This is a genomic window from Paenisporosarcina sp. OV554, from assembly GCF_003058165.1.
Taxonomy (GTDB): Bacteria; Bacillota; Bacilli; order Bacillales_A; family Planococcaceae; genus Paenisporosarcina.
The window spans coordinates 26,984-53,091 of sequence record NZ_QBUC01000024.1; the positions used below are offsets into that span (position 1 = coordinate 26,984).

Below are 26,108 nucleotides of genomic sequence, written 5' to 3' on the forward strand. Positions count from 1 at the left end.
GGTTTTTGTTTATTCGTTTGATTGTGCAGCTAATTCAACTGCTCTTGCAAAACTTGATGAACAGTTGGGTCTAAAGGATTTGGAATTAAATCACCTGGCTTCGTGTGATTTGCGATAGCAAGTGCTGCTGCGGCAACAAACATCGGATACGTAATATCATTAACACCTGCATTTAATGCTCCACGGAAAATTCCTGGAAAACCCAGTGCATTATTAACTGATCGGCCATCTGCTGCAAACAAGTGCATTTAACCAAAATAAAAAAGACTCTTTTAGAGAGCCTTCAATTATTAAAGCGTATTAAAATTTATTCCAACATTTTATCTAGTACATCAGTATCGCGATTTAATTCAGGACTATCTTCCAGTGAATCATTTGAGGTATTTGTTGTTGACTCATGTGATCCCGATGTCTTGAGCATTGGTTCTTGTTTTGGTGGTAAATCATTAGTCACGGGTATTATTGGTTCTTCTACTTCTAATACTGACTTTGTACCCGATGAAGAAACATCTGGTTTGCTTTTAGTAGCATTTTTATAATTAACGAGGCCAGCAACAGCTAACTTCACTTGCTCATCCCGAAATTGATTGATTGTCGCTTCCATGTTTTCCTGTGATTCTATTATGAAAATTTCAACTTGCTTGAAGGTTTTCCAAACATCAATTGCAGATGTATACCCTAACTCAATAGTTTGTGATTGTAGTGAATCAATATTCCGAACAGTGGATTTGGTATCAAAACCACCCGTCCCGAAAATAGACCCTGCACTAAAAAATATAAAAGATAAAATAATAATGTTTAGAACTTTTTTCATGATTTATCACACCTTTCCAGCAACTATAACCATTCTTTCCAAATCTATATGTATTTATAACTGAAATTGAATGATGAAAAAAGAACCTTTGTCTCAGAAATTTTAATAACTTCTTATTATGATTCTTCCCACCTTGTTATTATTACCAAAATAAAAAAGGCCCTTTTTGAGAGCCTTCAAGTAGTCCAATGTATAATTCCTACTCCACTTCTACTTTTTCATCCTCAACATCCGTATTACGATTTGCTTGAGGACTATCAATAATTGCATCAGAAGAAGCAGGATCAGGATTTGGTTCAGTGATTGGTTCGGTTACTGTTACTGGTTCTGGTGTTGGTTCGGCAACTGGTGGTTGCACTGGTTCTGTTACAGGCTCTGGAACTGGTACTGCAACTGGTGGTTCGATTACAGGTTCTGGAACTGGTTCAGTAACTGGTGGTGGTTCTGGTGTTTGTTTTGGTTTTGAGTTTTCTTTTGGTTTTTCGGGTTTTGGTTTTGGAGTCGCTGGTGAGATTTTTACTGCATCCATATTTTTGATAGCATTTGCAATAATTGCGTTTAATTCATTAGTAACTTTCGCTTTTTCAGCACTGTTATCTATGTTTATTTTAGCTATTAATTCTTCTGCATATTTATTTAAAGAAGCAATGCGTGCGTTCTTTTCTGCAACTGTGAATGTATCTAATTCATGTTCGGCAGCTTGCATTTCTGCTTTCAAAGCTTCTTTCAATTCCAGCTTAAGTAATTCTTTTTCTGCCGTAATTGCTTTATCTATTTCTTGAATAGATGCTGATTGTTTACCGTTAAACCAGTTGGTCAGCAAGCTACTGATGTCTTGATCAGCATTAACAGTAGTTACACCGCTACCAATGCTAACACTTATAATCAGAGCACCAAATACCTGAAGCAGTCTCCGTTTTTTCTTTTGTTTTTTGTATCTATCACTTCTACTTAACATACTAATTCCTCCATTGAAAAGAATAAGGACCTCGAACTACGAGGTCCCTATTGATTATTAAAAGTAATAATTAAATGCCGTCAACTACGCCTTGTAATTCTGCTTTAGCTGCAGTTTCTAGCTCAAGTGCTTTTGCGTCAATAAGAAGTTTTTGAGCAGCAACTAAAGCATCACGTTTAGCAGTAATTTTGCCACGAAGTTCAACAATTTTAGCATCAATGGCAGCTATAATCTCAGCAGTAGTTGCAGCTTCTTTTGTATCTAATTTTGCTTGAAGTTCTCCCTTTGCTTCCTCAATTGCTTGTTCTAATTCACTAACTGCTGCAGTAGTATCAGCTTCTAATTCAGAAGTCAAGGTAGCACGTGCAGCATCACCCTTCGCTCCTGTGAAAATAGTCAAATCATTATTTGCATATCCCAATGCTGCATTTCCAGCTTGGTTAATTAAACCGTTTGCGGCAAATTTAAGTGCTGCAAACTGACCATTCATATAACCTTCAATTTGAGTTTGTTTTGCATTAATCGAATCGATGTGTCCTTGAGTCTCTGTTTCGATATTACCACTTGCTGTATTAGTTGCATTAGTTCCATCAGTACTAATACTTGAACCTGCAGCTGTTTTTAAGCCTTCGTATTCAGTAGCTAAACCATTAATTCTTCCTGATACATTACTTTCCACATCGCCTACAATGTTTGAAGTAGCTACTCCAAATTGACCGTCATACCAATCTTTTAAATTTGCTCCTGCATTCGAACTCGCGAATGCTACTCCAGCGCTTGATAATAATACTACTGATACTGTTCCTGCGATTACTTTACCTTTGATTGTTTTTAACATTTAAATATCCCCTTTGTGGTTTGGTTTTTGAATGAATCTTCATCTATCGAGAAATTCATTTTATTGTTCATTTAATACTTCTTCCAAGATATTTTCGATATCTTGTTCGATTTCTTCTTCAACTTTGGCTTTTTCAGCGTAATCGTCAAAGTTTTCTTTTTCCAACTCAGTAACTGTAGTATCGATTTGATTCTCAATGTCATTTTGATAATCAACGATTTCAGCTACCACTTTTTTAACTTGTTCATCACGAAAACTTTCTATGATAGAACCTATAGTTTCTTTAGTTCCTTCAACAAACACGTTTGCATTTCTTATAGTTTTAAAGATTCCTGTTGCTGTTGCAGTACCTAATTCACTACTTTTCTTCTGAAATGAATTTTCATACCAATTAGAGAGGTTGGCTGCTGAATCGACATTTGCATAAATCGATCCTGCTCCTATTAAAAAGGTGAACGTAAGAATAATGCCAAAAATCTTTTTTATGGTTACCATTCCTTTCCAACTGTTATAAATATTCTCTATCAGAAAAGAGATAGGAATTGTTGCATCCGCAACAATATTTACATCAGTTGTATTTTCCGCTTAAATCAACCTGAGCCTCTTCTAAAACGTCTGCGATTACTAGTTTAATCACTGGTAAAATTAACCCGAATTGAATACTCTATTCATTTTTCCTCTCCTTCGGGGCTCACGGCCAAAATTTTTATAGTAAAAGCACAATGTGCTTTATACCTAAATCCACAATTCTTTTATTGCTCATTTTTCATCTCATTAGCTCATTAAATGAATCGAGATCTGGAGATTCTTTTCGAGTAGTCTTTTAAATATCTGTTGATTCAAGATACCTAAAATATATGACTTTATGTTTAAATGAATAATGTTACGATAGTTCTTTTTAACTTCGTTATAAAAAACAAATTTTAAAAAACCTGAATTAGTAAATCGTTTTGCCTACTAATCCAATGTAAATCATTTACTTTTCTTAGTACATAGGAGGTTATGTAAGCTTCTGTCGAATAAATTACTTTTTTTGGGAGAAATCGTCGGATATTAAGAAGAGATACTAAATTCTCTTCAAAAGAGCTATTTCACATTGGGAAATGTTTAATATTCCTGAGACACCTAATCCCTTTTTTCAAAAGATTATTTCCCTTTTGGTAATAACAACAAAAAGAGCCTATTTCACAAATGTGAAATTAGGCTCTTTTTACGAGTAAATATTACCTTTTTATAGCTCCTGTCTCAATGCTTGAATAACATCAATCTTCGTAGCTTTCCTAGCTGGCCTCCATCCTGAAATCATCGCTACTCCTATACTTATAAAGGATGCAATAGCCACAAGTTGCCATGGGATTAATGAAATTGTCACACTGATGTCTTCCATTCCTTCTTCTGCTACGATGTTCATGACGATTTCTGGGATGATCCAATTCGCTAAATAACTGATACCATAGGACAAAGTAACAGCAATTATTGTTCCTAATACACCAATCCATGTACTTTCTATCAAAAATAATCGTTGAATGAGTTTGGGATTCGCTCCAATTGCTTTCATAACACCAATTTCTCGTGTTCTTTCCGTAACGGATATTGTCATCGTGTTAAAAATACCTATTGATGAGATGAGTACTGCAATGGTTCCAACAAATAACAATCCTGCCTTTAGTGCAGTAAAGAATAAGTCCATCGTTTCCATTTCTTCTGTTATTGAATACACATTATAGCCATCATTTTTCAATGTATCCGTAATTGCCCCTACATGTTGAATATCATCTGCGTATACGTACACTTCGAAATAACTTTCTTCCGCAGGTACTTCTGGTTGTGTAAACTCTTGAAATTCAGTGCGGTAGGATTCATCTATTAATACACGAAGATCCATCATCCAATCTTTGGCCGGCTCCTTCGCAACTCCTGTTACTACAAAATCCCATACCTTTGGGTCACTTTTTTCTTCAGTCAACGGCGTGAGTTCTAATGAAATTGTTTTACCAATCATACTTTCTGTATATCCGGTAGGAATTTCATCTTCAGACTGTGAGGCTAATTCAGTTTCAGCTTCTGTCAATAATTTTTGAGCAAAATGATAGCCAATGACAATTTCATTCGGTTTTGTTGGCATCTCACCTTCAGATAAAGCCAAATTTGCTTTTTCTTCTTCTTTTAGGTTTGTTAATTGGACGTCCCCTTGGCCTGTCCGGTCATTCATTGAAATGGAGGTAACACCATCAACGTATGACCGACTTACCACCGCCTTGACGTTTTCAAGTTCGCTCATCTTTTGTTGATCGGCTGTTGTAATTTGGGAATCGCCATCTTCCCTGCCAAAAATCCTTACCTCTGTAAGGAGTTGATTAGACATCATTTCATCTGTCATTGTTTTATGTAGTCCAAATCCAACAGATGCTAAAACGATTAAAAATGCACATCCCATCGTAGCTGCAAGAACAGTCATAAATACACGTAATTTATTCTTCTTCATATGCTGACGAATAAAGTCAATTTGGTCTCTAAACGACATGTAACACACCTCCATTTACTAATGCGCCATCGTGGAGACGATACTTTCTATGAGCAATATTCGCTACTTCATCGTCATGAGTAATAATGACAAATGTTAATCCAAGAGACTCATTGAGCGATTGAATTAACAAAAGAATTTCTTGCTCTGTCTCAGAATCTAAACTACCTGTCGGCTCATCTGCTAAAATAATCGGCGAATTCGTAACTAGTGCCCTTGCAATACTTACTCGTTGTTGCTGACCTCCAGATAATTCATTTGGATAATGATCTGCGACTTGAGTTATTCCCACTTTTTTCACTAATGCTTCTACATTAATTTGACGTTCTTTTTTGGGCACCCCTTTTAATTTCAAAGGAAGTTCAATATTTTCAAAGGCCGTTAAACCAGGCATTAATTGAAAGTTTTGAAAGATAAATCCGAAATGATTTAAGCGGAAAGCAGCGTGCTCACTCTCAGACAAAAGTGCGGTTTCTTGATTGGCTACTTGAATTGATCCTGATTCCGGTTTCATAAATCCTGCTAATACATGGAGCAAAGTAGACTTTCCAGAGCCACTTTTACCAACAATTGAAACAATTTGCCCTTTTTCAATTTCAAGTGACACATTTTTTAACACAGGAACCCGTTTTTCTTTTCCTCTTTTTCCAATCGAAAATGTATGGCATAAATCTCTTATTTGAATCATTCATTTTCTCTCCCCTCAAGTATTCTTAGTGTAACCAATAAGTCTGAAGGAAAAGGTAGGAAAATAATGAAGATATTCTTAAGGAAATTAAAAAACGATGACTGCAGAAATCTAAAGTCATCGTTTTTATTTCTTATGTTGTTTTTAAGTCCAAGCCACAAAGGCGATGCTATATCCATATTTACTTACGATATTTATTGCTTCTCACCCAGAAATCCGCATTTTTAATTCCAAGTCTTGTAGGATTAAAAACAGGGTCTTTTCCTTTCCTTTTTTGCTCTTCGTAGTCTTTTAACGCAACAAGTGCCGGTTTCGCTAAAAGCAAAAGTGCAACAGAATTCAGCAGAACCATAATACCTAAACCTACATCACCGAGCGCCCAAGCAAGATCTGCACTTCGAATCGCTCCATAAAATGAAGAAGACAACAGAATAACTTTTAATAAAAAAACGACAATTTTATAAGGTATACTTTTTACTAAATAAGCTACATTCACTTCAGCAATGTAATAGCAGGCCATAATTGCGGGAAATCCAAAAAAGAATAGTGCAATCGCTACGAAACCAGCCCCTTTTCCAGGTATGACAAAATCTATTGCTTCTTGGGTATATCCTGGACCTGCATCAACACCTGGTAAGTTTTCAACTATGAACATACTGCCACTGCCATCGGGTTGAACATTATACATACCTGTAAGTAAAATCATTAAAGCTGTAGCCGTGCATATAAACAGCGTATCTATATACACAGAGAATGCTTGAACAAGTCCTTGCTTTACCGGATGAGACACCTCCGCAGCTGCGGCAGCGTGTGCTCCAGTTCCTTGACCCGCCTCGTTAGAGTATATGCTTCGTTTGACTCCCCAAACAATTGCCGACCCCATCATTCCACCGTAAGTGGCGTCTAAGTTAAAAGCACTTCGAAGGATTAGCATTAATACATCTGGTAATTCTGCAATGTGAAAGATAATAATTCCAATTGAAAAAACCATATAAATGATTCCCATAAAAGGCACTACTATTTGAGCCACATGTGCAATCCGTTTAACACCACCAATTATAATAAATCCAAGAATGACTGTAATAGCAGTACCCGTTACCCATGGTTGCAAACTAAATGCATTTTCCATCCCAACTGCAATCGCATTCGATTGAGTCCCAGGTAACAAAAAAGCTGTAGCGGCAATAGTGGCAATCGCAAATATATTCCCATACCATTTTAAACCGATCCCTTTTTCTATGTAGTAGGCTGGACCTCCACGATATTGCCCATTTTGCTTCACTTTATAAATCTGAGCCAGTGTTGATTCTATAAATGCGCTAGAAGCCCCAATAAATGCAATGGCACACATCCAAAAAATTGCCCCTGGACCACCGAATGCGATTGCAGTTGCTGTACCCGCTATATTTCCTGTCCCAATTCGTCCTGACAAAGCCATTGAAAATGCTTGGAATGAAGAAACGCCGGCATCTGATTTTTCACCTTTAAACATGTGAGCGATCATGTCTTTTAACAATCGTACTTGAAGGAATCTTGTAAGGAATGAAAATAACAGCCCAAGAGCAAAACAATAAGTAATCATCCAAGGTCCCCACAAGTACTCGTTGATTCGTAAAATAAATGCTTCTATTTGATTTCCTCCTACTTTTCCTATCAAACAATACACACTATGAAAAAGTATGCATAAACAATCACAAGTAGAAATAAATGTATGATACATTTTTAGGTTTTGTGAAATTTATCACAAAAAAATAGACACTCTATTAAGAGTGCCTAAACAATATAACCAACAGAACGTAAAACATTATTCATAAATGATTCCGTATATAAAAATACATCTTCTTGTTCTGGTTCATGAAATAAATCATGATAACAATTTGCCCACTCTTTATATTGAATTTCTGAAAGTTGTTGTTTATGTAACCAATGCTTAGCGTATGTATGTTCAGTTACTTTGTCTCTCTCAGCTGTCATCATCAATATAGGCAGATTCTGAATACTTTCCTGTCTAGTAGAAGTTGCTTTGATTAACTGTTGGAGCTCATGATACCATTTCAATGTAATGGTTGTATTATACAGTTGATCGTCTTTATCTTGCGTATACACGTCATAATTTCTAGTCAGTTGTTTAATTGTCACATCATGTGTACTCTTTACATTCTCAGCTAACTTACCAATACTCGACAAAGCACTAGATAATTTGGATGGATGAATTTTTAAATTTAACCATGGTGATGTTAAAATGACTGCAGCACATTCAATGGATTTTAATTGAAGTAATTGCATGACAAGAGTTGCGCCTAACCCGTGCCCCATAACAAACACTGGTAGGTTATACGAGATGGATGCTTGAACTAATTGGTCGATATAAGACCCATAAGACTGAAAATCTTCATTATGTGCCGCTTTATTTTGAGCCGCTTCTCCATGACCTGGCAGGTCTCCCATGACAACATGAAAACCTGAACTTCTAAATTTTTCGATTAACCATGCATATCTACGATGATGTTCGTACGCGCTATGTACAATTGCGACGACTGCTTTAGCTTGACCATCTGCTTCCCATTTCCACATGAACAGCGCCCCTTTACAAGTTCATTTTATCACAAATACTAGTTTTAATTTTACCACGTGTTCTTGATATTAATAAATCATTGTCACTTAGTACATCCTGAAATGGTAATTAGCCTTAATAACGACCTTACACCCATGTATAATGAAACTATACCGCAATAAGAAATGAGGTAAAAGAATGATTTACTCTTTTAATAATAAAACACCCTTGATTGATCCATCTGTATATATTGCTGATTATGTCACAATCAGTGGCGATGTGACAATCGGTCAAGAGTCTACAATTTGGTTTAACACGGTCATTCGTGGTGACGTAAACTCAACACGTATCGGTCGCAAAGTGAACATTCAAGATTTATGTTGCTTACATCAAAGCCCTGCAGCTCCATTAATTTTAGAAGATGAAGTGACTATTGGACATCAAGTAACATTACATAGCTGTACCATTCGCAAAGGAGCTTTAGTAGGAATGGGCTCAATCATTTTAGATGGCGCTGAAATTGGTGAAGGTGCATTTATCGGAGCTGGAAGCTTAGTACCTCCAGGCAAGGTTATTCCATCAGGGATGCTAGCATTAGGACGGCCTGCGAAAGTTATTCGTGAATTGAATAATGAAGATAAACTTGATATGAGACGAATTGTAAGAGAATACGCTGAAAAAGGGCAAATTTACAAAGAGATGCAACAGAAAAGTAGTGACCAATAGAAAAGAGCAGGCATCTAATTGCCTGCTCTTTTTTTCATACTTATTGGTTTAATCCCGCACAAATTGATTTGTTCCCGTTCACCCAATTTCCCCACAAAAACATACTGAAACGATGTGCACGGTGCTAATTACTTTGATTTTCGCTTCGCTGATGTTTTGGAATGAGTCATATTAAATTCTAGTGTTTATTCCCATTCATTTGGATTTAATCCCATTCGAAAGTGGTTTATTCCCGTTCACGTGAGAATATTCCCGTTCAATTTGATTTAATCCCTTTCACGAGTGTTTTAATCCCTTTCACCCATATTTCCTCATAAAAAAACTGTTCCAGAATTTACTCCGGAACAGTTTTTGTTTTATTCGCTAGCTTTTTCTTTCAAAAGAGCAGCTCTATCAGTTTTTTCCCATGGTACATCTAAGTCCGTACGACCAAAGTGCCCGTAAGCAGCAGTTTGTTTGTAAATAGGACGACGAAGATCTAACATTTTGATGATTCCTGCAGGACGAAGGTCGAATGACGCTCGAACCACTTCAACAAGTTTTGATTCTTCTACAGTGCCTGTACCAAATGTGTCGATTGCGATTGATACTGGTTGAGCAACACCGATTGCATACGCAAGTTGAACTTCACATCGATCAGCAAGCCCTGCTGCAACGATGTTTTTCGCTACATAGCGTGCAGCATATGCTGCTGAACGGTCAACTTTTGTCGCATCTTTACCAGAGAATGCGCCGCCGCCGTGACGAGCGTATCCACCGTAAGTATCAACGATAATTTTGCGGCCAGTTAAACCAGCATCCCCTTGTGGTCCACCAATTACGAAGCGACCAGTTGGGTTAATAAAGTATTTTGTATTTTCGTCAATTAATTCTGCCGGAACGACAGGATTGATGACATGTTCTTTCAAGTTACGTTGAATTTGCTCAAGTGTTACTTCTGGGTGATGTTGAGTAGAAATAACGATTGTGTCAATGCGCAACGGTTTATTGTTTTCATCATATTCTACAGTTACTTGTGTTTTACCATCAGGACGTAAGTATGGAAGAATTTCCTCTTTACGTACTAGTGCTAAACGACGAGCTAACTTATGAGCCATACTAATTGGAAGTGGCATTAATTCCGGTGTTTCATTACATGCAAAACCGAACATTAACCCTTGGTCACCGGCACCGATTGCTTCGATGTCTGAATCTGTCATCGAACCTTCACGTGCTTCTAGTGCTCTGTCAACGCCCATTGCGATGTCGGCAGATTGCTCATCGATTGCAGTCAATACTGCAGAAGTCTCTGAGTCAAAACCATATTTTGCACGAGTGTAGCCAATTTCACGAACTGTTTCACGTACAACTTTTTGAATATCCACATAAGCAGATGTTGTGATTTCTCCAGCAACAAGCACTAAACCTGTTGTTACAGTTGTTTCACAAGCAACACGTGCGTTCGGGTCTTCTGTTAATATAGCATCTAAAATTGCGTCTGAGATTTGATCACAAATCTTATCCGGATGCCCTTCTGTTACTGATTCTGATGTAAATAGACGACGAGTTGTCATTTAATATTCCTCCTATATCCTTCGAGATTGCTCTCGGAAAATTCAAACGGTACTCATTTCCCATGTCCAGCTTATTCAGTTGAATAAAACCTTCCGCCTTTTCGGGCTTCTGCACACGAGGATAAAGGGAGATGTCATAAAAAAAACCCTCTCTCACGTAAAATACATGAGGAAAGGTATTCATGTATAGGCACCTTTCACTCTTATCATCCAAGGAATTCACCTTGTTTCAGGTTCAGCACCTTTGCCAATTACTACATGGTTCATAATTGCAGGTTGCCGGGTTTCATAGGGCCTGACCCCTCAACCAGCTCGGGATAAGAGTATCCGTTCAGTTTTACATCATAATAAACTAATCCACCTATGTCAAATATTTTTTATTATTCTTCATTAATATCAAATTTCGCGGAATTTAAACAGGCTATTAGTGTAGATTATTAAGCTAAATGTGTTATACTAATCATCGAATTGAAAAAAACACCCCAATTAACTGGGAATACACAAAAAAGGAAGGTACATATACATGAATTCAGTGAACACTATCAACGAGCTGAACGATTTGTTAAATGGCCAAAACGTGCATGTACAACTTTCAGTACCACAATTAGTGGAGAAAGCAACATTACGCGGAGAAGCTGTCTTAACATCTACTGGAGCTGTAAAAGTAGAGACAGGAAAGTATACAGGACGCTCTCCAAAAGACAAGTATGTTGTTGAAGAAGATATCTCAAAAGACAAGATTGATTGGGGTACAGTAAACCGACCGATTTCATCTGAAATTTTTTCCTCTTTATATAAGAAGGTTGTAACTTATTTAAAATCGAAAGAAGAACTTTTTGTCTTTAACGGCTTTGCTGGAGCAGACGAAGAGTCTCGTCTTTCTATCCAAGTAATTAATGAATATGCATGGCATAACCTATTTGCGCATCAATTATTCATTCGCCCAACAGAAGATGAACTGGCTTCTCATGAAGCACAATTTACGATTGTATACGCACCAACTTTTAAAGCAGACCCAGCAATCGATGGAACGGATTCAGAAACATTTATCATTGTTTCAATGGAACAACGCATCATCTTAATTGGTGGTACTGAGTATGCTGGCGAAATGAAAAAATCAATATTCTCTATTATGAACTATTTACTTCCAGAGCAAGGCATTTTATCTATGCATTGTTCAGCAAACGTTGGTGAACAAGGTGACGTTGCCTTATTCTTCGGTTTATCTGGAACTGGAAAAACAACGTTATCAGCTGATGCTGATCGCAAGTTAATCGGTGATGATGAGCACGGTTGGTCAGACAATGGTGTATTTAATATTGAAGGTGGCTGTTATGCAAAAGCAATCAACCTGACACGTGAAAATGAACCACAGATTTTCGATGCTATCCGTTTTGGATCAGTATTAGAAAACGTTGTAGTAGATGCTGAAACTCGTATTGCAAATTACGAAGACATTTCTTTAACAGAAAATACACGTGCCGCTTACCCATTACAAGCAATTGACAATATCGTAGACCCTTCAGTTGCTGGTCATCCAAATACAATCATTTTCTTAACAGCTGATGCATTTGGCGTATTGCCTCCAATCAGTAAGTTGACAAAAGAACAAGCAATGTACCACTTCTTAAGCGGTTTCACATCGAAACTTGCTGGTACAGAACGTGGAATCACGACTCCACAAGCAACATTCTCAACATGTTTCGGTTCTCCATTCCTTCCATTGCCTGCAACTGTATACGCGGAAATGTTAGGTAAGAAAATTGATCAACACGATGCACAAGTATTCTTAGTGAATACAGGTTGGACTGGCGGCGAATATGGCGTTGGTAAGCGTATGAAACTAGCTTATACACGTGCAATGGTTCGCGCTGCGCTTGAAGGGAAATTAGATGACGTGGAAACAGACAATGGTTCTGTATTCGGTCTAGCGATTCCAAAAGCAGTACCAGGCGTACCTGAAAATGTACTCAACCCTCGTGATGCATGGGCAGATCCTGCAGCTTATGATATTAAAGCAAAAGAATTAGCAGATCAATTCCGTAAAAACTTCAATAAATTCGGCTCAGTTTCTGAAGAAATCATTTCAAAAGGTGGACCAATTATTTAATTTTAAAAAGGCTTGCACTTCGTGTGCAGGCCTTTTTTTTATTCACTATAGTTAAAGACCGTATCGTTTTGGAAAAAGGATTGAATATGTATGGAGTCTGCTTTGGTGATTTGATTGAAATGAAGTTCTACACCATAATGCTCTACTGAACAAATGTGATACCCGTTCTTTTTAAAATGTAATGAAAACCATCTAATATTATTAGTATCATTACTAGATTTTAAGAACAAATCCTTTAATTTCTGGGTAAGTGGCATGGTAAAAATTACTAAGTCAGTCTCAATTCTAATGGTGTGTGCAAAAGGTTTGATTAATAGAATCAATTCTGTTTCATTTTTCCAACAACGTACTTCTACTTCAGTAAAGATTGGCAGTAACTCAGTCATCAAAGGAACCCAATAATCCACATTCTTCATGCGTTTTATTGTTTCATTTCCATGTGAGAAGGTGTCATTTTTTATATGTAAATTCCCCATAAGTAACCTCCCCTAACTTACATTAAGTGCTCTTTAAAATATTCGGCATTGGCATTCTCTGGAAACAATGTTTGTAATTCTTCTGCTTCTTTTTCATCTACTCCATAGAGAACAATTTCAGAGCCATATTGTGCGATTTCAAGCATCTGAACATCTTCTTTGTAAAAGAATAAGGTAAACCATTTTAATCCACCATTAGGATCTATAGATTGATTACGTAAAAATGTACAATTTTCCTCATTCAATGTGACAGTGAATACTTTTACAAGACCTTCAACCACTGAGTTGGCCGATATCTTAGAAAGTTCTTCAATTTGCTCAAGTTCTTCAAGCCAACTGTGAATCTCGACTGATGCAAAATCTTTTGTATAAGTATCCCATAATTTTTCCCAATAGCTGGTATCTATAGGAACTGACGATTTATTTTCTTTTTGAGTCGTTTCTAAAAGAATCCGAACATGTTTCATGATCATTATCCTCCTTGTTGTTTCATCCATGTTGTTAAGTCTTTGATTATTTGATTATTAATTTTTGTTGGGAAAAAATGATCATGTTCACTAAAGTACCAGGTTTCAAAAACTTTACCTTCTTTTACAAGCGTTTTTTCTAAACGACTAGCATGCTCAATCCCAACATTTACATCCTTCTTCCCATGGATAATTAAAAGTGAACAAGTAATATCTTTGATATGTGAGAAAGGTTGACGTTCTTCGAAAGCTTCAGGCGCATTATTTGGATTCCCTCCAATTACTCGCTTCATCATTCTCCGCATATCTTTCCTTTCTTCATAAGTAAGGATTACGTCTGAAACTCCTGACCAGGTTACGGTAGACGTTATATCATCACGCAATATGGCCGTCCATAACGCCATAATTCCTCCACGAGAAAAGGCAAATAAGTGAATGGGATTAACGGATAAAAACTGTCTTAAAACATCTACTCCATATACCGCATCAAAACGATCTTCACCAGCAAATTCATCGCGTCCTTCGCCACCACGATTACCTCTGTAATAAGGAGCAAATACTACAAAACCTTGTGCTGCAAATTGAGCAATGCGAGCTGGCCTAACCATTCCTATATTTTGAATTCCGCCTCGTAAATAGAGTATACCTTCTTGGTTACCAGATCTTAAAGGTTGTGCAAGTAGACCTTTTACTCGATAACCACAAGACCAATACAACACTTCTGTTAAACGTACATGAGGATTGGGACTAGGATATGGTCGTTTTTGTTCAATCGTTCCGTTCGGCTTCATCTAACATCACCTGTTCCAATATTTTTCTCATACCTTCATCTCTCATATGGAAACTTAGATTAGTCGAATTAAAAAACTCTTGTAAGGTTACCCAGACTGGGCCTTCTGTTTCAAATTGTGCAACATTTGGATCTATTGACACTACAGTTGAACGGAAAACCACTTTACAAAAGGGGTTTATGTCATTGACCATGTATTCAGCAAACCATTCCATATTTTCAAGTTGAGCACCTGTCTCTTCATATACTTCCCTTTTTGCAGCTTGTACTAACGTCTCGCTTGGTTCAACTTTGCCACCTGGAAATTCTAGTCCTCTAAGTGGATGTTTTGTAAGTAACCATTGCTCTTTCCTATTGGCTAACACCAGAACATGCGTGGCAGGAATAGGAAATGTATTTTTTTCAAATGATAATGTGACTTCAACTTGATTTAAATCTACAAAAGAAAACATGCCTTCGCTACACTCCTTTAAATTAGTGTAGCGAAGGCATGCAAAGCAATCAACTATAAAAAGGCATGTTTTCAATATGTTGTTTGGATTCCTTATCCGTGTACTCATGAATAACGGCATACAATTTTTTCAAACGCAAATCGCTTTCATCATTTTCAGGATCTAAATGATACGGTATATAAGGTGTATGTGCTCGCCAAAACCCTTTTGTTTCAATTTCTTCTTTTTGTTCAAATAATTGATCAAGCACATTCAAAACTCCTGGTTCAGCTTCGATTTCATATTCCCAAGGTGAATCCTCTGGATGGTAATAATAGCGATGATGTGAAACCGACACATAAATTTTCGTCATGTTTTTTCAACCCCTTTTTATTAGCATGGCATTCACGTCTAATTCCATGCATCCAAAAAAAAGGTCAGTAAAAAAAAGCAAATCCCTCTAAAGGAATTTGCTTAATACGTTATTTGTTTGTATCACCTAAGTAAGCATTTAACATCCATTGATGTTTTTCAATAGATTGGTAAACAGCATTTAATAAATCTTCTGTCATATCATCTTCATCTTTTGCGGCTTCATTCATCCCTTTTTTCAAGGATTTCATAATTTTATCAAAATCTTTAACAACCGTTTCGACCATTTGATCCGTTGATTCTTTGCCAGTCGCTTCTGTTACATCCGACTGTTCCAAATGTTCTTTTAATGTTGCTACCGGTTTTCCACCCAATGTTAATAACCGCTCAGCAATTTCATCCATATGGAGCGTTGCTTCATTATAAAGTTCTTCAAATTTAGCATGTAAAGTGAAAAATTGTGGACCTTTTACATACCAATGGAAATTATGTAATTTTGTATACATTACAGACCAAGTTGCTACTTGCTTGTTAAGTTCGTTATTTAATGCTGCTGACATAAATTTCACACTCCTAAATAATTTTTAATGCTTAATTACTTTCAATTTACCACTAAGTTACTTAAACTAAACATATAAGTAGAGTGGAGTGAAAAAAATGTCCCTTTGGTTTTTAATAATCGTCGCTTTTATTATCATGATTGGCATAACATTAATGTTTATGTTTTCAACTAAAAAAGCGTATACGATTGAGCATAAAATTGATCCTTTACCTAAAGAAACAAATAATTCAAAGGATACGTGATGAAGTATCTAGTCATTGGTTTTTTTAAGCTATATCAAAAAATTATTTCTCCCTTGACTCCACCTAGTTGTCGTTTTTATCCAACTTGCTCACACTACGGTATTGATGCAGTTAGAAAATACGGCGCAATAAAAGGAACTTACTTAGCAGTTAAACGAATCCTGCGTTGTCACCCTTTTAATGAAGGTGGCTATGATCCTGTTCCGGATGAATGGGATGAAAGAAAATGACTTCTTGAAAAAGAGTCATTTTTTTTTGTGTGTTTTTCTTGTGTTTTAATTTTATTTCTTGTATGCTATTAAAGTTATCGTTTCAAATCGTAATCATTACCATTTAAAAGGAGTTAATCATGAAGAAATTTTTCTTACTAAATATAGTTGCTGTTTTAGCTTTAATTACAGCGGCATGTGGTGATACTAATACAACAACTAAAACGAATAATTCAAATGCCTTAACCGTTTATACAACCGTTTACCCTCTTACTTATTTTACACAGCGTATCGGTGGAGAAAACGTACAAGTTAAGTCCATTTATCCTGCTGGTTCAAATGAACATACTTTCGAACCTACTCAAAAAGATATGATGGCATTAGCTGATGCTGATTTATTTTTCTATATTGGGCTAGGACTAGAAGGATTCGTGGATAATGCAAAAAAGACATTAGCAAATGAAGACTTAACCATGATTGCTACTGCAGATGCTGTTTCTGATGAGGAAATAGCAGTGAGTGAAGTTCATGAAGACGACCATGCTGAAGAAGAAGGACATGAAGGTCATGAAGATCATGACCATGGAGGAATTGACCCTCACCTGTGGATTTCACCACAACTAAGTGTACATCTTGCTGCTTCAATAAAAGATTCATTAATTGAAAAAGACCCTGATAATAAAGAAACATACACAAAAAACTATGATGTTTTAGTGAATGATTTGAAACAATTGGATTTAGACTACAAAGAAATGGCAAATGCATCAAACAACAAAACATTCTTTGTGTCTCATGCAGCATTTGGTTACTTAGCTGGAACATATGGTCTTGAACAAGTGGCAATAGCAGGATTAAACTCTCAAGATGAACCATCTCAAAAAGAATTAACAGAACTAGTGAAGTTAGCAAAATCGATGAAAATTAATACGATTTTATTTGAACAAAACATCTCTTCTAATTTAACGAAAGTGATTCAAAATGAAATCGGTGCTGAAGCATTAACAATGCATAATTTAGGCGTATTAACACCTCAAGACATCGCTCAAAATGAAGATTACTTCACGTTAATGAAACAAAATTTAGAGACCTTATCAAAAGCCTTGAATTCTTCAAAATAAACGAAAACCACGGAGGCTAGACCATCCGTGGTTTTTTATGCATTAAATAGTTTTCGTCTCACTTCGTATTGTTCAACCAGCTTCTGATTCAACTTCACTCCTATACCAGGTGTAGTTGGTAGTAGAATTTCTCCATGTTGAACATCAATCGTTGGTTCACAAAGGTCGTAATCCCAAAAATGATTGGAAGAACTAAAATCACCTGGATATTTAACGCCATGTAATGATGCAAACGCAATATTAAACGCTTTTGACACTCCAAATTCGATCATGCCACCTACCCAAATGGGAACATCTGCTTTGACACAATTTTCATGAATACGAAGAGCATTTGAAAGCCCACCCACTCTTCCTTGTTTTATGACGATTATTTTACCTGATTGTTGATCGATCATCTCTTGAACATCTTGAATACTCGCTATGCTTTCATCTAGCGCAAATGGGGTTTCCATTTTTTTTTGAGCCATTGCAGACACCCTATTTTGTTGTTCTGAAAAAGGCTGTTCAATTAATGTAAACCCACATTCGTCAAACGCTTGTAATAAGTCAATAGTATCCTCTGTAAAGGCTCCATTGGCATCGGCAAAGAATAATGTTTGAGGATACTGGGTAATTATTTCTTTCAGGTTTTGAGGATTCGACAATTGAGAAATTTTTAGTTTGATACGTTTATACCCTAGAGTCACAGCAGATTCGATATCAGCATTCATTTCTGCTTCATTAGCCGAAGCTACTACAACTCCCGCTTCTATTGCACGTGAGGTTCCACCAATTACTTGCCAGAGAGGTTTCTGTTGTCTTTGTGCAAATATGTCCCATAACGCATGATTGACAGTAGATTTCGCCATATGATTGCGTTTGATAAAGGATAAACAACTATCCAGTTCATCTGGATGAGAGAATGTTTGATTTAAAATAGTAGGAATGATCCAATTCTCAAGAGCAAGCCAAGCTGTCTCTACAGTTTCTTCTGTATACCAAGGAGAAGTGAATGCCACACATTCTCCTACACCGATATTGCCTTGGTCATCGAGCATTTCAATAAGAATACTTTCTCTTTCTAATACTTCTTGCAAATGCGTTGTGAAAGTTTTTTTAAGAGGGACGCGAACGTGATGTAACGTTATTCGTTGGATTCGGATATTACCCACTCTCTCAGCTCTCTTCTTAAAAGTTTATTCGAAGCATTTCTAGGCATTGCTTTTACGTGATAGAGCTTCTTAGGTACTTTATAAGAAGCTAATTTAGATTGTAGAAACTCGCGTAAAGACTCCAATGAAATTTCTCCGTCACTAACAATAAAGGCAACTGGTACTTGCCCCCAAGTCGCGTCATCCACTCCACATACACCCGCTTCACGAATCATAGGATGTTGCAAAATGGCACTTTCTACTTCTGCGGGATAAATATTCTCTCCACCTGAAATGATTAAATCTGAACGACGATCAACGACAAATAAATAGCCCTCATCATCTAAATAACCAACATCTCCAGTGAAAAGCCATCCTTTATCTTGAGAAGGTGTAAGTTCATATTGACCAATATAGCCAGGTGTAACATGCCCACCTCGAATGCAAATTTCCCCTTCTTCAAAAGGTTTATTTGTCTGATCAATTCGGATAAAACTTAAATACAGAGGTTTTCCAGAAGATCCTAATTTTCTAGCAGCATCTTCAGGTGCGAGAGTAGCCGTTTGTGATGCCGTTTCCGTCATTCCATATGTTTGCAGGATCGGAATACCCCTTGCAATGGCTCTTTCTAAATAATGACTTGGAACTGGGCCCCCTCCAACCAGCATGGTAAGCAATCGAGGAGATACATTGACATCTCGCTCATCTAATTCTCTCAAAAGTCGTTCTAACATTACTGACACTACTGATATTCGAGTGACGCTCCCATTTACCAAATCATCTACAACTCGTACCACATCAAATTTCGAATAAAGTTTAACTTCCATGCCATATAATACCGAACGAATTAAAATGGATAAACCGCTGATATGAAAGATTGGCATGGTGCAAAGCCACACGTCATCTGTTTGAATGCCCATATTGAAAGCAGAAGCAGTTGCGTTTGTCGTATGGTTCAATACGGTTTGTCTAACACCTTTTGGACGACCTGTTGTACCTGACGTATACATAATGGACATCGTGCGGGAAAGCGGCCATTCATCTTCTATATTAATCGGGACTGAAATGATTTTAGACAATTCTTCCAGTGTTAGCACTTTGTTTGTGCCGATTCTTTCTTTGTAACTTTCTTTTACAAGGACAAGAGTAGGTTGTGCATCTGAAATTTGATACGCTAGTTCCTCATCTGATAAACGTTCATTTAGTAAGACGACTTCACAACCCCATTGCCAGCAGGCATGGATGGTCATAATTAACTGCGGATGTGAAGGCGCGAGTATGGCGATTCGAGTTCCATGATCAATACCAGCAGTTTTCAAGTTACCTGCTGTTATCATCACTTCCTCAAACAACTGTTGAAAAGTCCAAGATTTGTCCTCAAAAGTTAAAGCTAATCGATTTGGTGTCATTTTTACTCTTTGTGCTAACCAGTTTGGATACATGTTTAACCCACCTTTAGAAAAAGCTGTCCCTCATAAAGGACAGCTTGAGAAATGATTATATCAAGGGAAACGAGGGAATTGACCGAAGTCAGGTTTACGTTTTTCCTTAAAGGCATTGCGGCCTTCTTTTGCTTCATCAGTTGTGTAATAAAGAAGTGTAGCATCTCCTGCTAATTGTTGAAGACCTGCTAAACCATCTGTATCTGCATTCATCGCTGCTTTTAAGAAACGAAGCGCTGTTGGAGACATAGAAAGCATTTCTTCACACCATTGAACAGTTTCATCTTCTAATTGTGCATATGGGACCACCGTGTTGACTAAGCCCATATCAAGTGCAGCTTGTGCGTCATATTGACGGCATAAGTACCAAATTTCACGTGCTTTCTTATGTCCGATAATACGCGCAAGATAACCTGAACCATAACCCGCATCAAATGAACCCACTTTAGGTCCTGTTTGACCAAAGATTGCATTGTCTGCCGCAATTGTTAAATCACATACGACGTGAAGGACGTGTCCGCCACCAATTGCATATCCAGCAACCATAGCGACAACTGGCTTTGGAATTACGCGAATTAAACGTTGTAAGTCAAGAACGTTCAAGCGAGGAATTTCATCTTCCCCAACATATCCGCCGTGACCTCGTACTGATTGGTCTCCACCTGAACAGAAAGCTTTTTCACCTTCACCAGTTAAGACAATCACTCCAACATTAGAATCGTCTCTTGCATATGTAAATGCATCCAATAATTCTTTAACTGTTTTCGGACGGAACGCGTTGCGCACTTCCGGACGATTGATCGTAATTTTTGCAATTCCGTTGTATGTTTCATATTTAATATCTTCATATGTACGTTCTGATACCCATTGACGTGTCATACTTTTCCTCCTAAAATAATCATTTCACTTGCTCCATTATTATTGTAGCAAACTGAACGGGATTTTCCACATGAATTGCATGTCCAACCGCTAAAACTTCTAAATGGTGGCTGTTTGCTATGCAAAATTTCATTTGTTGTGCGATCAACTGAAATTTCTGATCAAACTCTCCAGTAATAAGTGTGACTCGCATTTTTAATTCATCAAGTCGTGGCCAATACGATGGTTGGCTGCCAGTTCCTATCCCTTTTAAACTATTCGCTAATCCTAAAGAGGATTGCTGAAGGCGTTCTTCTCTTATGGCTTGTCGTTTTAGCTCAGGGAGTTTCTTCTGGGACAGAAATAGCGAGATGTCTTGCCAAAAATCAATAAATGCCGGCAATCCTTCTAGCTCTATTTTGTTAGCTAATGATTCATCTGCCTTTGTTCGTGCTTGTTGTTCAGTCACTGATTGAAGTCCTGGAGAAGCACTTTCTAATACTAACCGTTTCACATGCTCTGGAAAAGTAAGTGCATACGCTAGCGAAATTCGTCCGCCCATCGAATAGCCAACAAGAGTAAAATCAGATACTTGAAGCGAAACGAACAGGTCATGTAAATCAAGAACTTGCTCCTGCATTTGATACCGCTCAGATTCTAGTGGAGCTTCCGTCTTACCATGTCCCAATAAATCCACTGCAATACATCTAACAGTTGTCGGCAAATGTTTTATTACCGATTCCCACGTTTTCGAACTCCCTGTAAAACCATGTAAAAAGACCATTGTCTCAGATGCTTCCTTGTTCATTATGGAATATCCTACTTTTACTCCTCTAACACTCTTAATTAATTGCTCCACAGTTGGTCTAACTCCTCTGTGATACCGCTCCATAAATGACGATGGGCTAATACATTTTCTGTACGATTGGTCTTCACTTCAATGATGCGTAAATCTTTGTGTTTATGCGTAGTCAAAGCATGTTCAAATTCTACCTTTGAAGCGACAGCAAAATATTCTGCTTGATACATAGTTGCAATTGAATCAAATGTTAAGCCTGTTGGCGTTCCGAACAACTTCTCAAAATACGTTTCCTCAGTTGACTGTGGGAGATAAGAAAAGATGCCTCCTCCGTCATTATTCATAACGACGATGGTAAGGTCTGTCTCATGAAAACGGGACACTAATAAGCCATTGCTGTCATGAAGGAAGGAAATGTCACCTATTAAAAGAGTTGCAGGACGCTTTCTAACTTGCTGTATGCCGAAAGCAGTTGATACTACACCATCAATTCCATTTGTGCCACGGTTTGCATAAATGCCAATATCTTTAGCTGTCTTGTTGAAGAACGTATCCACGTCACGAATTGGCATGCTACTTCCAGATATTAAATCACTACCATCAGGTAACAGATTAAATAACTTTCCAGCAAACGCTCCTTCATCTTGTTGTTCATCAATGTAACGTTCAATATGTTCTGTTGCAAGTTTGTTCGCATGTGTCCAAATATCCAGTGTTTCATTAGGTTGACCATGTAGGTTACTATTCCAAAACACTTGGGGAATTGAATGTATATGATGAGTCACTACACCTAGAGAATCGCGGAATAATGGATCTTCATCAATTACTATATAGTTTGCTGGTTTGGATGCTTTTAAGAAAAGGGATAGTGGTTTTGACACTGGTTGTGCACCAAATCTTATAACTAAATTCGGATCAACAGCCTTTTTAAAATTCTCGCTTTTCAACAAAGCATCGTATTGATCTATTAACAAATGCTCACACTCTGCAGGAACTTCGGTTCGAAGTTGGGACAGTGCATCGGCTAATATTGGCCACTGGATTGATTTCGCAAAAGCCCAAAAATCTTGTTTGGAAAAGTCACCAGAAAGTTCTCCTATAATTATAAAGCCCCTGTTAGTATTCCTAATCATGTCTTCTACTAAGTTAATAGATGGTTGAGAAGCAACGATAGATCCGGGAATCGATTGTTGATAGGTTGAAGGTTGAATTTCATAATCAAAGTCGAGTAGCAACGGCTCGCGAAAAGGAATGTTTATATGGACTGGTCCCATCGGTGCTGCCATTGCGAATGTAACTGCTCGACCAGTATGTCGCTCGACAAAAGGAATCGTTTCTTTGTAACCATCAGCTAGTGGAAAGTCCACACTCCATTTAACGTGATTTCCATACAATTGAACTTGATCTATGGCTTGTGGTGCTCCAACTTCTCGCAACTCGTGGGGGCGGTCCGCAGTTAGCACAATGAGGGGGATCCTAGCATAGTTAGCTTCTACAATTGAGGGGAAATAGTTAGCCGCTGCTGTTCCCGAAGTACAAAGTAAAAGAACAGGACTTTGTTTAGCTTTTGCCATTCCTAACGCAAAGAATCCAGCTGAACGTTCATCAACTTGCATATAGGTGTTGAATGAGTCTGTTTGGCTAAACGCATAAGCAAGTGGCGTAGAGCGAGATCCTGGACTAATGACAACATCCTCAACACCCGCTTGAAGAAAAGTTTGCACGATAGTATGAACGTATTCGGTTAAATTTGAGCGGTTATCCATTTAACTTGCCTCCAAGAGTTCGTAACATCGGTCTGAATTTCACTAATGTCTCTGCATATTCCGATATTGGATCTGAATCTGCTACAATTCCTCCACCAGCATATAGATATGCTTTTTGTTTATTTAATAAGGCAGAACGAATGGCTACTGCAAATTCTCCGTTACCTTCCGCATCAATCCACCCTACTGGAGCAGCATAATATCCACGATTCATTTGCTCCACCATTCTAATAATGGTCATGGCATCTTTTCGTGGTTCGCCGCCCAAAGCTGGAGTTGGATGTAAATCTTTTACAAGTTGAAGTAAGCCTTGTCCTTTTTGTAAACTCCCTTCAACAGGGGTAAATAAATGTTGGATGTCTCGAATTTTCATAAGTTTAGGAAACTTCGGTACTTTAACATCTTCACAATACTGTTTAAATACATCGGTTATCATATCGACTACGTATTGATGTTCTTCACGGTTTTTCGAATCCTGTAGTAGCTCATTACCAAGTTGTTGGTCTTCTGTAGCAGTTTGTCCTCGCTTAATAGAACCAGCTAAACAAGTAGAAAGTGCTTTGCGATTTTCAACCTTTACCAATCTCTCGGGTGTGGCTCCAAAAAACAAATTTTCTCCAAGCTCTAGTCCAAAAAGAAAACTTTCTGGTTGTTCTTTTGACACATGATACATGGCCGAAGGAGAACTGACATCTTCAGCGAATGTTAATGATAAAGACCGCGCAATTACGACTTTCTGCGCTTCTCCAGCATGAATTAACTTAGTTACATGGGAAACTGCATCTAAATACAGCTCTTTAAAACGCTCTTCTAAGTTTATTAACAGAGGTTTTGCATAAGGTTTCAGTTCTTTTACTTGTGCTGCATGAATCAAATCATCACGCTTCGAGCGTAACTGATCAAATAGGTGCTGTGAGTCTAATTCATTTGTTACTAAATGAATACTTATAAAAACTCTGTCATCCCGAATGACAAGTTGAAATGATGGCACAGCAAAATATGCTGAAGGAAACATATCCCACTCGGAAGACAAATGATTTTCAGGGTCAAATGAAAAACCACCAAATAATATAGGTTGTAGATCCTGTTCTTCATTCACAATTTTAGAACATAGTTCGTTCCATTGTTTATCTACTTCCTCAAAACGACTGTCCTCAGAAGAACTTGTAATTACATGAGCATGTCCGAGTCCAACTAATGTAAATGTTTTTTCACGGTTTTGCCAATAAAATCTTTTTCCTTTATATGACTCGCCTGCTTCAAAAAAAGCAATTGAGGATAATCCATTAACTTCAATCGTTTCAGTATAAAAATGTACAGCCGAAGATAAATCTTCGACAGCGTATCCTGTGGATGTAAATGACTTACGATTCATCCAGATTCCCTCCGTAAATAGGACTTCGCAAAAAAGCGAAGTTCCTTCAATATCATACCTTCTATCATACCTCTTTTATCCCGATTCGGCATTAGATATGCAAACAATCTACCCATAATTAAGTTGTTGAAGTACAATAAGGGAGGTGAAAAAAGAATAAGGAGCGGAGTCTATATGTCACACGATTTAAAAGCCGATACAGGCTGGCGTATATGGTGGCAATTAACACGTCCTCATACGTTAACAGCATCATTCGTCCCGGTATTTTTAGGAACAATGATTGCAATTTCTTATACAGATATACATTGGCCATTGTTTTTTGCCATGTTACTTGCAAGCATGCTCATCCAAGCAGCTACAAATATGTTCAATGAGTACTACGATTTTGCAAGAGGATTAGATAATGAAAAATCTGTTGGTATTGGTGGTGCTATTGTAAGAAATGGCGTTAAACCAAAGACAGTCATGATCCTAGCACTACTGTTGTATGCTATCTCAATTATATTAGGCATTTATATATGTATCGAAACCACTTGGTTTTTAGCTGTTGTAGGAGCTGTAGCAATGGCAATTGGTTATTTATATACTGGCGGTCCATACCCAATTGCTTATACTCCATTTGGTGAATTATTTTCTGGTGTATTTATGGGCATGTTAATCGTCTTAATTGCTTTCTTTATTCAAACAGGTGAAATTACAACGATTGCGTTATTACTGTCTGTTCCAAGTATGCTACTTGTTGCTGCAATTATGCTCTCCAATAATATTCGTGACATTGTTGGCGATAAAGAAAGCGGTCGGAAAACAATGGCTATCTTAATCGGTCGGAAACGAGCAATTACTGTATTGCTCGCGCTGTTCATTGTTTCGTATGTATGGATCGTCGCTCTAGTTATTATGAGTGTTCTGACACCTTGGGCACTTCTTATATTTTTAAGTATTAAAAAACCTATACACGCAATTCGTATTTTCAGAACAAAAGAACATGCATTAGAAGTAGCGCCAGCGATGAAAGATACTGCATTAACAAATACAATATTCGGTTTCCTACTTGGTATTGGCTTATTAATTGGCTTTTTAATCTAATTCTTTAAAAAAACCGCAAGGGCTCTATTGAGCTCTTGCGGTTTTTTATAAGTTTACGGCTAGAATTACATAATTTATAAGATTAGAATGGTTATGTCATGGTTCCCTATAATTCGACAAATACACATAAAAAAACACGCTATCCCGAAGATAGCGCATCTTTCTATATGACCCCTACGGGATTCGAACCCGTGTTACCGCCGTGAAAGGGCGGTGTCTT

At 37.5% G+C, this 26,108-nt stretch carries 27 protein-coding genes, 1 pseudogene and 1 riboswitch; of the genes and pseudogenes, 6 read left to right on the forward strand and 22 right to left on the reverse strand.

Annotated elements, in window-relative coordinates; all coding sequences use genetic code 11:
* Window positions 1–29: 29 nt before the first annotated feature.
* The 9 genes and pseudogenes from C8K15_RS16500 to C8K15_RS16545 form a co-directional block, all read right to left on the reverse strand.
* Window positions 30–239 (reverse strand): annotated as a pseudogene (locus C8K15_RS16500) (NAD-dependent malic enzyme); the annotation flags it as partial.
* A 68-nt stretch (window positions 240–307) separates the two neighbouring features.
* Window positions 308–814 (reverse strand): hypothetical protein, encoded by a 507-nt coding sequence (locus tag C8K15_RS16505; protein ID WP_108587461.1) that lies wholly within the window; start codon window positions 812–814, stop codon window positions 308–310.
* 199 nt (window positions 815–1,013) lie between these two features.
* On the reverse strand, window positions 1,014–1,772 hold the full coding sequence (locus C8K15_RS16510; protein WP_108587462.1) for a hypothetical protein: 759 nt from the start codon (window positions 1,770–1,772) through the stop codon (window positions 1,014–1,016).
* Window positions 1,773–1,842: 70 nt separating this feature from the next.
* A complete protein-coding gene (locus C8K15_RS16515; RefSeq protein ID WP_108587463.1) occupies window positions 1,843–2,610 on the reverse strand; it encodes a hypothetical protein in 768 nt (255 codons plus the stop codon).
* 60 nt (window positions 2,611–2,670) lie between these two features.
* Window positions 2,671–3,105 (reverse strand): hypothetical protein, encoded by a 435-nt coding sequence (locus C8K15_RS16520; protein WP_108587464.1) that lies wholly within the window; start codon window positions 3,103–3,105, stop codon window positions 2,671–2,673.
* 736 nt (window positions 3,106–3,841) lie between these two features.
* Complete coding sequence (locus C8K15_RS16525; RefSeq protein WP_108587465.1) at window positions 3,842–5,134, reverse strand: ABC transporter permease; 1,293 nt, start codon at window positions 5,132–5,134, stop codon at window positions 3,842–3,844.
* Window positions 5,124–5,822 (reverse strand): ABC transporter ATP-binding protein, encoded by a 699-nt coding sequence (locus C8K15_RS16530; RefSeq protein ID WP_108587466.1) that lies wholly within the window; start codon window positions 5,820–5,822, stop codon window positions 5,124–5,126. The genes C8K15_RS16525 and C8K15_RS16530 overlap by 11 nt, the downstream gene beginning before the upstream one ends.
* A 181-nt stretch (window positions 5,823–6,003) precedes the next feature.
* Window positions 6,004–7,452, reverse strand: a complete 1,449-nt coding sequence (locus C8K15_RS16540; RefSeq protein ID WP_233260541.1) for an alanine/glycine:cation symporter family protein — start codon at window positions 7,450–7,452, stop codon at window positions 6,004–6,006.
* 143 nt (window positions 7,453–7,595) lie between these two features.
* Window positions 7,596–8,396: an alpha/beta hydrolase gene (locus C8K15_RS16545; protein ID WP_108587469.1), complete on the reverse strand. Its 801-nt coding sequence runs from the start codon at window positions 8,394–8,396 to the stop codon at window positions 7,596–7,598.
* Between the two features lie 178 nt (window positions 8,397–8,574).
* Here C8K15_RS16545 and C8K15_RS16550 point away from each other — a divergent pair, with 178 nt between their 5' ends.
* Complete coding sequence (locus C8K15_RS16550) at window positions 8,575–9,102, forward strand: gamma carbonic anhydrase (protein WP_108587470.1); 528 nt, start codon at window positions 8,575–8,577, stop codon at window positions 9,100–9,102.
* Window positions 9,103–9,458: 356 nt separating this feature from the next.
* On the opposite strand, the gene metK is transcribed toward C8K15_RS16550, so the two are convergent.
* Window positions 9,459–10,655 carry a methionine adenosyltransferase gene (metK, locus tag C8K15_RS16555; protein WP_108587471.1) on the reverse strand — a complete coding sequence of 399 codons (1,197 nt, stop codon included), beginning with the start codon at window positions 10,653–10,655 and terminating at the stop codon, window positions 9,459–9,461.
* A 200-nt stretch (window positions 10,656–10,855) separates the two neighbouring features.
* A riboswitch (SAM riboswitch) is annotated at window positions 10,856–10,979 on the reverse strand.
* Between the two features lie 199 nt (window positions 10,980–11,178).
* Here metK and pckA point away from each other — a divergent pair.
* Window positions 11,179–12,765 (forward strand): phosphoenolpyruvate carboxykinase (ATP), encoded by a 1,587-nt coding sequence (gene pckA, locus C8K15_RS16560; protein ID WP_108587472.1) that lies wholly within the window; start codon window positions 11,179–11,181, stop codon window positions 12,763–12,765.
* Between the two features lie 38 nt (window positions 12,766–12,803).
* Here pckA and C8K15_RS16565 read toward each other — a convergent pair whose 3' ends face one another.
* From C8K15_RS16565 to C8K15_RS16590, 6 genes are all read right to left on the reverse strand, one after another.
* Window positions 12,804–13,241 (reverse strand): hypothetical protein, encoded by a 438-nt coding sequence (locus tag C8K15_RS16565; protein WP_108587473.1) that lies wholly within the window; start codon window positions 13,239–13,241, stop codon window positions 12,804–12,806.
* A 17-nt stretch (window positions 13,242–13,258) separates the two neighbouring features.
* The gene (locus tag C8K15_RS16570; RefSeq protein ID WP_108587474.1) at window positions 13,259–13,708 is read right to left on the reverse strand and encodes a hypothetical protein; all 450 of its coding nucleotides are present in this window, start codon (window positions 13,706–13,708) and stop codon (window positions 13,259–13,261) included.
* Window positions 13,709–13,713: 5 nt separating this feature from the next.
* Window positions 13,714–14,499: an alpha/beta hydrolase family protein gene (locus tag C8K15_RS16575; RefSeq protein WP_108587475.1), complete on the reverse strand. Its 786-nt coding sequence runs from the start codon at window positions 14,497–14,499 to the stop codon at window positions 13,714–13,716.
* A complete protein-coding gene (locus tag C8K15_RS16580; protein WP_108587476.1) occupies window positions 14,477–14,950 on the reverse strand; it encodes an NUDIX domain-containing protein in 474 nt (157 codons plus the stop codon). The genes C8K15_RS16575 and C8K15_RS16580 overlap by 23 nt, the downstream gene beginning before the upstream one ends.
* 49 nt (window positions 14,951–14,999) lie before the next feature.
* Complete coding sequence (locus C8K15_RS16585; protein ID WP_108587477.1) at window positions 15,000–15,302, reverse strand: transposase; 303 nt, start codon at window positions 15,300–15,302, stop codon at window positions 15,000–15,002.
* Window positions 15,303–15,411: 109 nt separating this feature from the next.
* The gene (locus C8K15_RS16590; protein WP_108587478.1) at window positions 15,412–15,861 is read right to left on the reverse strand and encodes a Dps family protein; all 450 of its coding nucleotides are present in this window, start codon (window positions 15,859–15,861) and stop codon (window positions 15,412–15,414) included.
* Between the two features lie 97 nt (window positions 15,862–15,958).
* Between C8K15_RS16590 and ytzI the strand changes: the two genes are divergently transcribed.
* The 3 genes from ytzI to C8K15_RS16605 all read left to right on the forward strand — a co-directional run bounded on the left by ytzI (window position 15,959) and on the right by C8K15_RS16605 (window position 17,432).
* Window positions 15,959–16,105, forward strand: a complete 147-nt coding sequence (gene ytzI, locus C8K15_RS16595) for a YtzI protein (protein WP_108587479.1) — start codon at window positions 15,959–15,961, stop codon at window positions 16,103–16,105.
* On the forward strand, window positions 16,105–16,335 hold the full coding sequence (gene yidD, locus C8K15_RS16600) for a membrane protein insertion efficiency factor YidD (RefSeq protein ID WP_108587480.1): 231 nt from the start codon (window positions 16,105–16,107) through the stop codon (window positions 16,333–16,335). Before ytzI ends, yidD begins: the two co-directional genes overlap by 1 nt.
* A 119-nt stretch (window positions 16,336–16,454) precedes the next feature.
* Window positions 16,455–17,432, forward strand: a complete 978-nt coding sequence (locus C8K15_RS16605) for a metal ABC transporter solute-binding protein, Zn/Mn family (RefSeq protein WP_108587481.1) — start codon at window positions 16,455–16,457, stop codon at window positions 17,430–17,432.
* Between the two features lie 35 nt (window positions 17,433–17,467).
* On the opposite strand, the gene menC is transcribed toward C8K15_RS16605, so the two are convergent.
* The 6 genes from menC to C8K15_RS16635 are packed head-to-tail and all read right to left on the reverse strand — an operon-like array spanning window position 17,468 to window position 24,802.
* Window positions 17,468–18,583, reverse strand: coding sequence for an o-succinylbenzoate synthase (gene menC, locus C8K15_RS16610; protein WP_108587482.1), 1,116 nt, complete (start codon window positions 18,581–18,583; stop codon window positions 17,468–17,470).
* Window positions 18,556–20,004, reverse strand: coding sequence for an o-succinylbenzoate--CoA ligase (locus C8K15_RS16615; protein WP_108587483.1), 1,449 nt, complete (start codon window positions 20,002–20,004; stop codon window positions 18,556–18,558). The genes menC and C8K15_RS16615 overlap by 28 nt, the downstream gene beginning before the upstream one ends.
* 60 nt (window positions 20,005–20,064) lie before the next feature.
* On the reverse strand, window positions 20,065–20,883 hold the full coding sequence (menB, locus tag C8K15_RS16620; protein ID WP_108587484.1) for a 1,4-dihydroxy-2-naphthoyl-CoA synthase: 819 nt from the start codon (window positions 20,881–20,883) through the stop codon (window positions 20,065–20,067).
* Window positions 20,884–20,902: 19 nt separating this feature from the next.
* A complete protein-coding gene (menH, locus tag C8K15_RS16625; protein WP_199224132.1) occupies window positions 20,903–21,721 on the reverse strand; it encodes a 2-succinyl-6-hydroxy-2,4-cyclohexadiene-1-carboxylate synthase in 819 nt (272 codons plus the stop codon).
* Entirely contained in the window at window positions 21,709–23,427 is a 1,719-nt protein-coding gene (gene menD, locus C8K15_RS16630) for a 2-succinyl-5-enolpyruvyl-6-hydroxy-3-cyclohexene-1-carboxylic-acid synthase (RefSeq protein WP_108587486.1), read from the reverse strand. Before menD ends, menH begins: the two co-directional genes overlap by 13 nt.
* Window positions 23,420–24,802: an isochorismate synthase gene (locus C8K15_RS16635; protein WP_108587487.1), complete on the reverse strand. Its 1,383-nt coding sequence runs from the start codon at window positions 24,800–24,802 to the stop codon at window positions 23,420–23,422. The genes menD and C8K15_RS16635 overlap by 8 nt, the downstream gene beginning before the upstream one ends.
* A gap of 174 nt (window positions 24,803–24,976) precedes the next feature.
* Here C8K15_RS16635 and C8K15_RS16640 point away from each other — a divergent pair, with 174 nt between their 5' ends.
* Window positions 24,977–25,888: a 1,4-dihydroxy-2-naphthoate polyprenyltransferase gene (locus tag C8K15_RS16640; protein WP_108587488.1), complete on the forward strand. Its 912-nt coding sequence runs from the start codon at window positions 24,977–24,979 to the stop codon at window positions 25,886–25,888.
* Window positions 25,889–26,108 lie beyond the last annotated feature (220 nt).

Excerpts from the sequence above, each read along its gene's own strand:
- C8K15_RS16530 (WP_108587466.1), bottom strand. The coding sequence starts at position 5,822 with ATGATTCAAATAAGAGATTTATGCCATACATTTTCGATTGGAAAAAGA.
- C8K15_RS16505 (WP_108587461.1), bottom strand. The coding sequence starts at position 814 with ATGAAAAAAGTTCTAAACATTATTATTTTATCTTTTATATTTTTTAGT.
- ytzI (WP_108587479.1), top strand. The coding sequence starts at position 15,959 with ATGTCCCTTTGGTTTTTAATAATCGTCGCTTTTATTATCATGATTGGC.
- C8K15_RS16515 (WP_108587463.1), bottom strand. The coding sequence starts at position 2,610 with ATGTTAAAAACAATCAAAGGTAAAGTAATCGCAGGAACAGTATCAGTA.
- C8K15_RS16575 (WP_108587475.1), bottom strand. The coding sequence starts at position 14,499 with ATGAAGCCGAACGGAACGATTGAACAAAAACGACCATATCCTAGTCCC.
- C8K15_RS16585 (WP_108587477.1), bottom strand. The coding sequence starts at position 15,302 with ATGACGAAAATTTATGTGTCGGTTTCACATCATCGCTATTATTACCAT.
- pckA (WP_108587472.1), top strand. The coding sequence starts at position 11,179 with ATGAATTCAGTGAACACTATCAACGAGCTGAACGATTTGTTAAATGGC.
- C8K15_RS16525 (WP_108587465.1), bottom strand. The coding sequence starts at position 5,134 with ATGTCGTTTAGAGACCAAATTGACTTTATTCGTCAGCATATGAAGAAG.
- C8K15_RS16570 (WP_108587474.1), bottom strand. The coding sequence starts at position 13,708 with ATGAAACATGTTCGGATTCTTTTAGAAACGACTCAAAAAGAAAATAAA.
- C8K15_RS16635 (WP_108587487.1), bottom strand. The coding sequence starts at position 24,802 with ATGAATCGTAAGTCATTTACATCCACAGGATACGCTGTCGAAGATTTA.
- C8K15_RS16510 (WP_108587462.1), bottom strand. The coding sequence starts at position 1,772 with ATGTTAAGTAGAAGTGATAGATACAAAAAACAAAAGAAAAAACGGAGA.
- C8K15_RS16545 (WP_108587469.1), bottom strand. The coding sequence starts at position 8,396 with ATGTGGAAATGGGAAGCAGATGGTCAAGCTAAAGCAGTCGTCGCAATT.
- menD (WP_108587486.1), bottom strand. The coding sequence starts at position 23,427 with ATGGATAACCGCTCAAATTTAACCGAATACGTTCATACTATCGTGCAA.
- metK (WP_108587471.1), bottom strand. The coding sequence starts at position 10,655 with ATGACAACTCGTCGTCTATTTACATCAGAATCAGTAACAGAAGGGCAT.
- C8K15_RS16550 (WP_108587470.1), top strand. The coding sequence starts at position 8,575 with ATGATTTACTCTTTTAATAATAAAACACCCTTGATTGATCCATCTGTA.
- C8K15_RS16615 (WP_108587483.1), bottom strand. The coding sequence starts at position 20,004 with ATGTATCCAAACTGGTTAGCACAAAGAGTAAAAATGACACCAAATCGA.
- C8K15_RS16605 (WP_108587481.1), top strand. The coding sequence starts at position 16,455 with ATGAAGAAATTTTTCTTACTAAATATAGTTGCTGTTTTAGCTTTAATT.
- menB (WP_108587484.1), bottom strand. The coding sequence starts at position 20,883 with ATGACACGTCAATGGGTATCAGAACGTACATATGAAGATATTAAATAT.
- yidD (WP_108587480.1), top strand. The coding sequence starts at position 16,105 with ATGAAGTATCTAGTCATTGGTTTTTTTAAGCTATATCAAAAAATTATT.
- C8K15_RS16580 (WP_108587476.1), bottom strand. The coding sequence starts at position 14,950 with ATGTTTTCTTTTGTAGATTTAAATCAAGTTGAAGTCACATTATCATTT.
- C8K15_RS16520 (WP_108587464.1), bottom strand. The coding sequence starts at position 3,105 with ATGGTAACCATAAAAAAGATTTTTGGCATTATTCTTACGTTCACCTTT.
- C8K15_RS16590 (WP_108587478.1), bottom strand. The coding sequence starts at position 15,861 with ATGTCAGCAGCATTAAATAACGAACTTAACAAGCAAGTAGCAACTTGG.
- C8K15_RS16565 (WP_108587473.1), bottom strand. The coding sequence starts at position 13,241 with ATGGGGAATTTACATATAAAAAATGACACCTTCTCACATGGAAATGAA.
- C8K15_RS16640 (WP_108587488.1), top strand. The coding sequence starts at position 24,977 with ATGTCACACGATTTAAAAGCCGATACAGGCTGGCGTATATGGTGGCAA.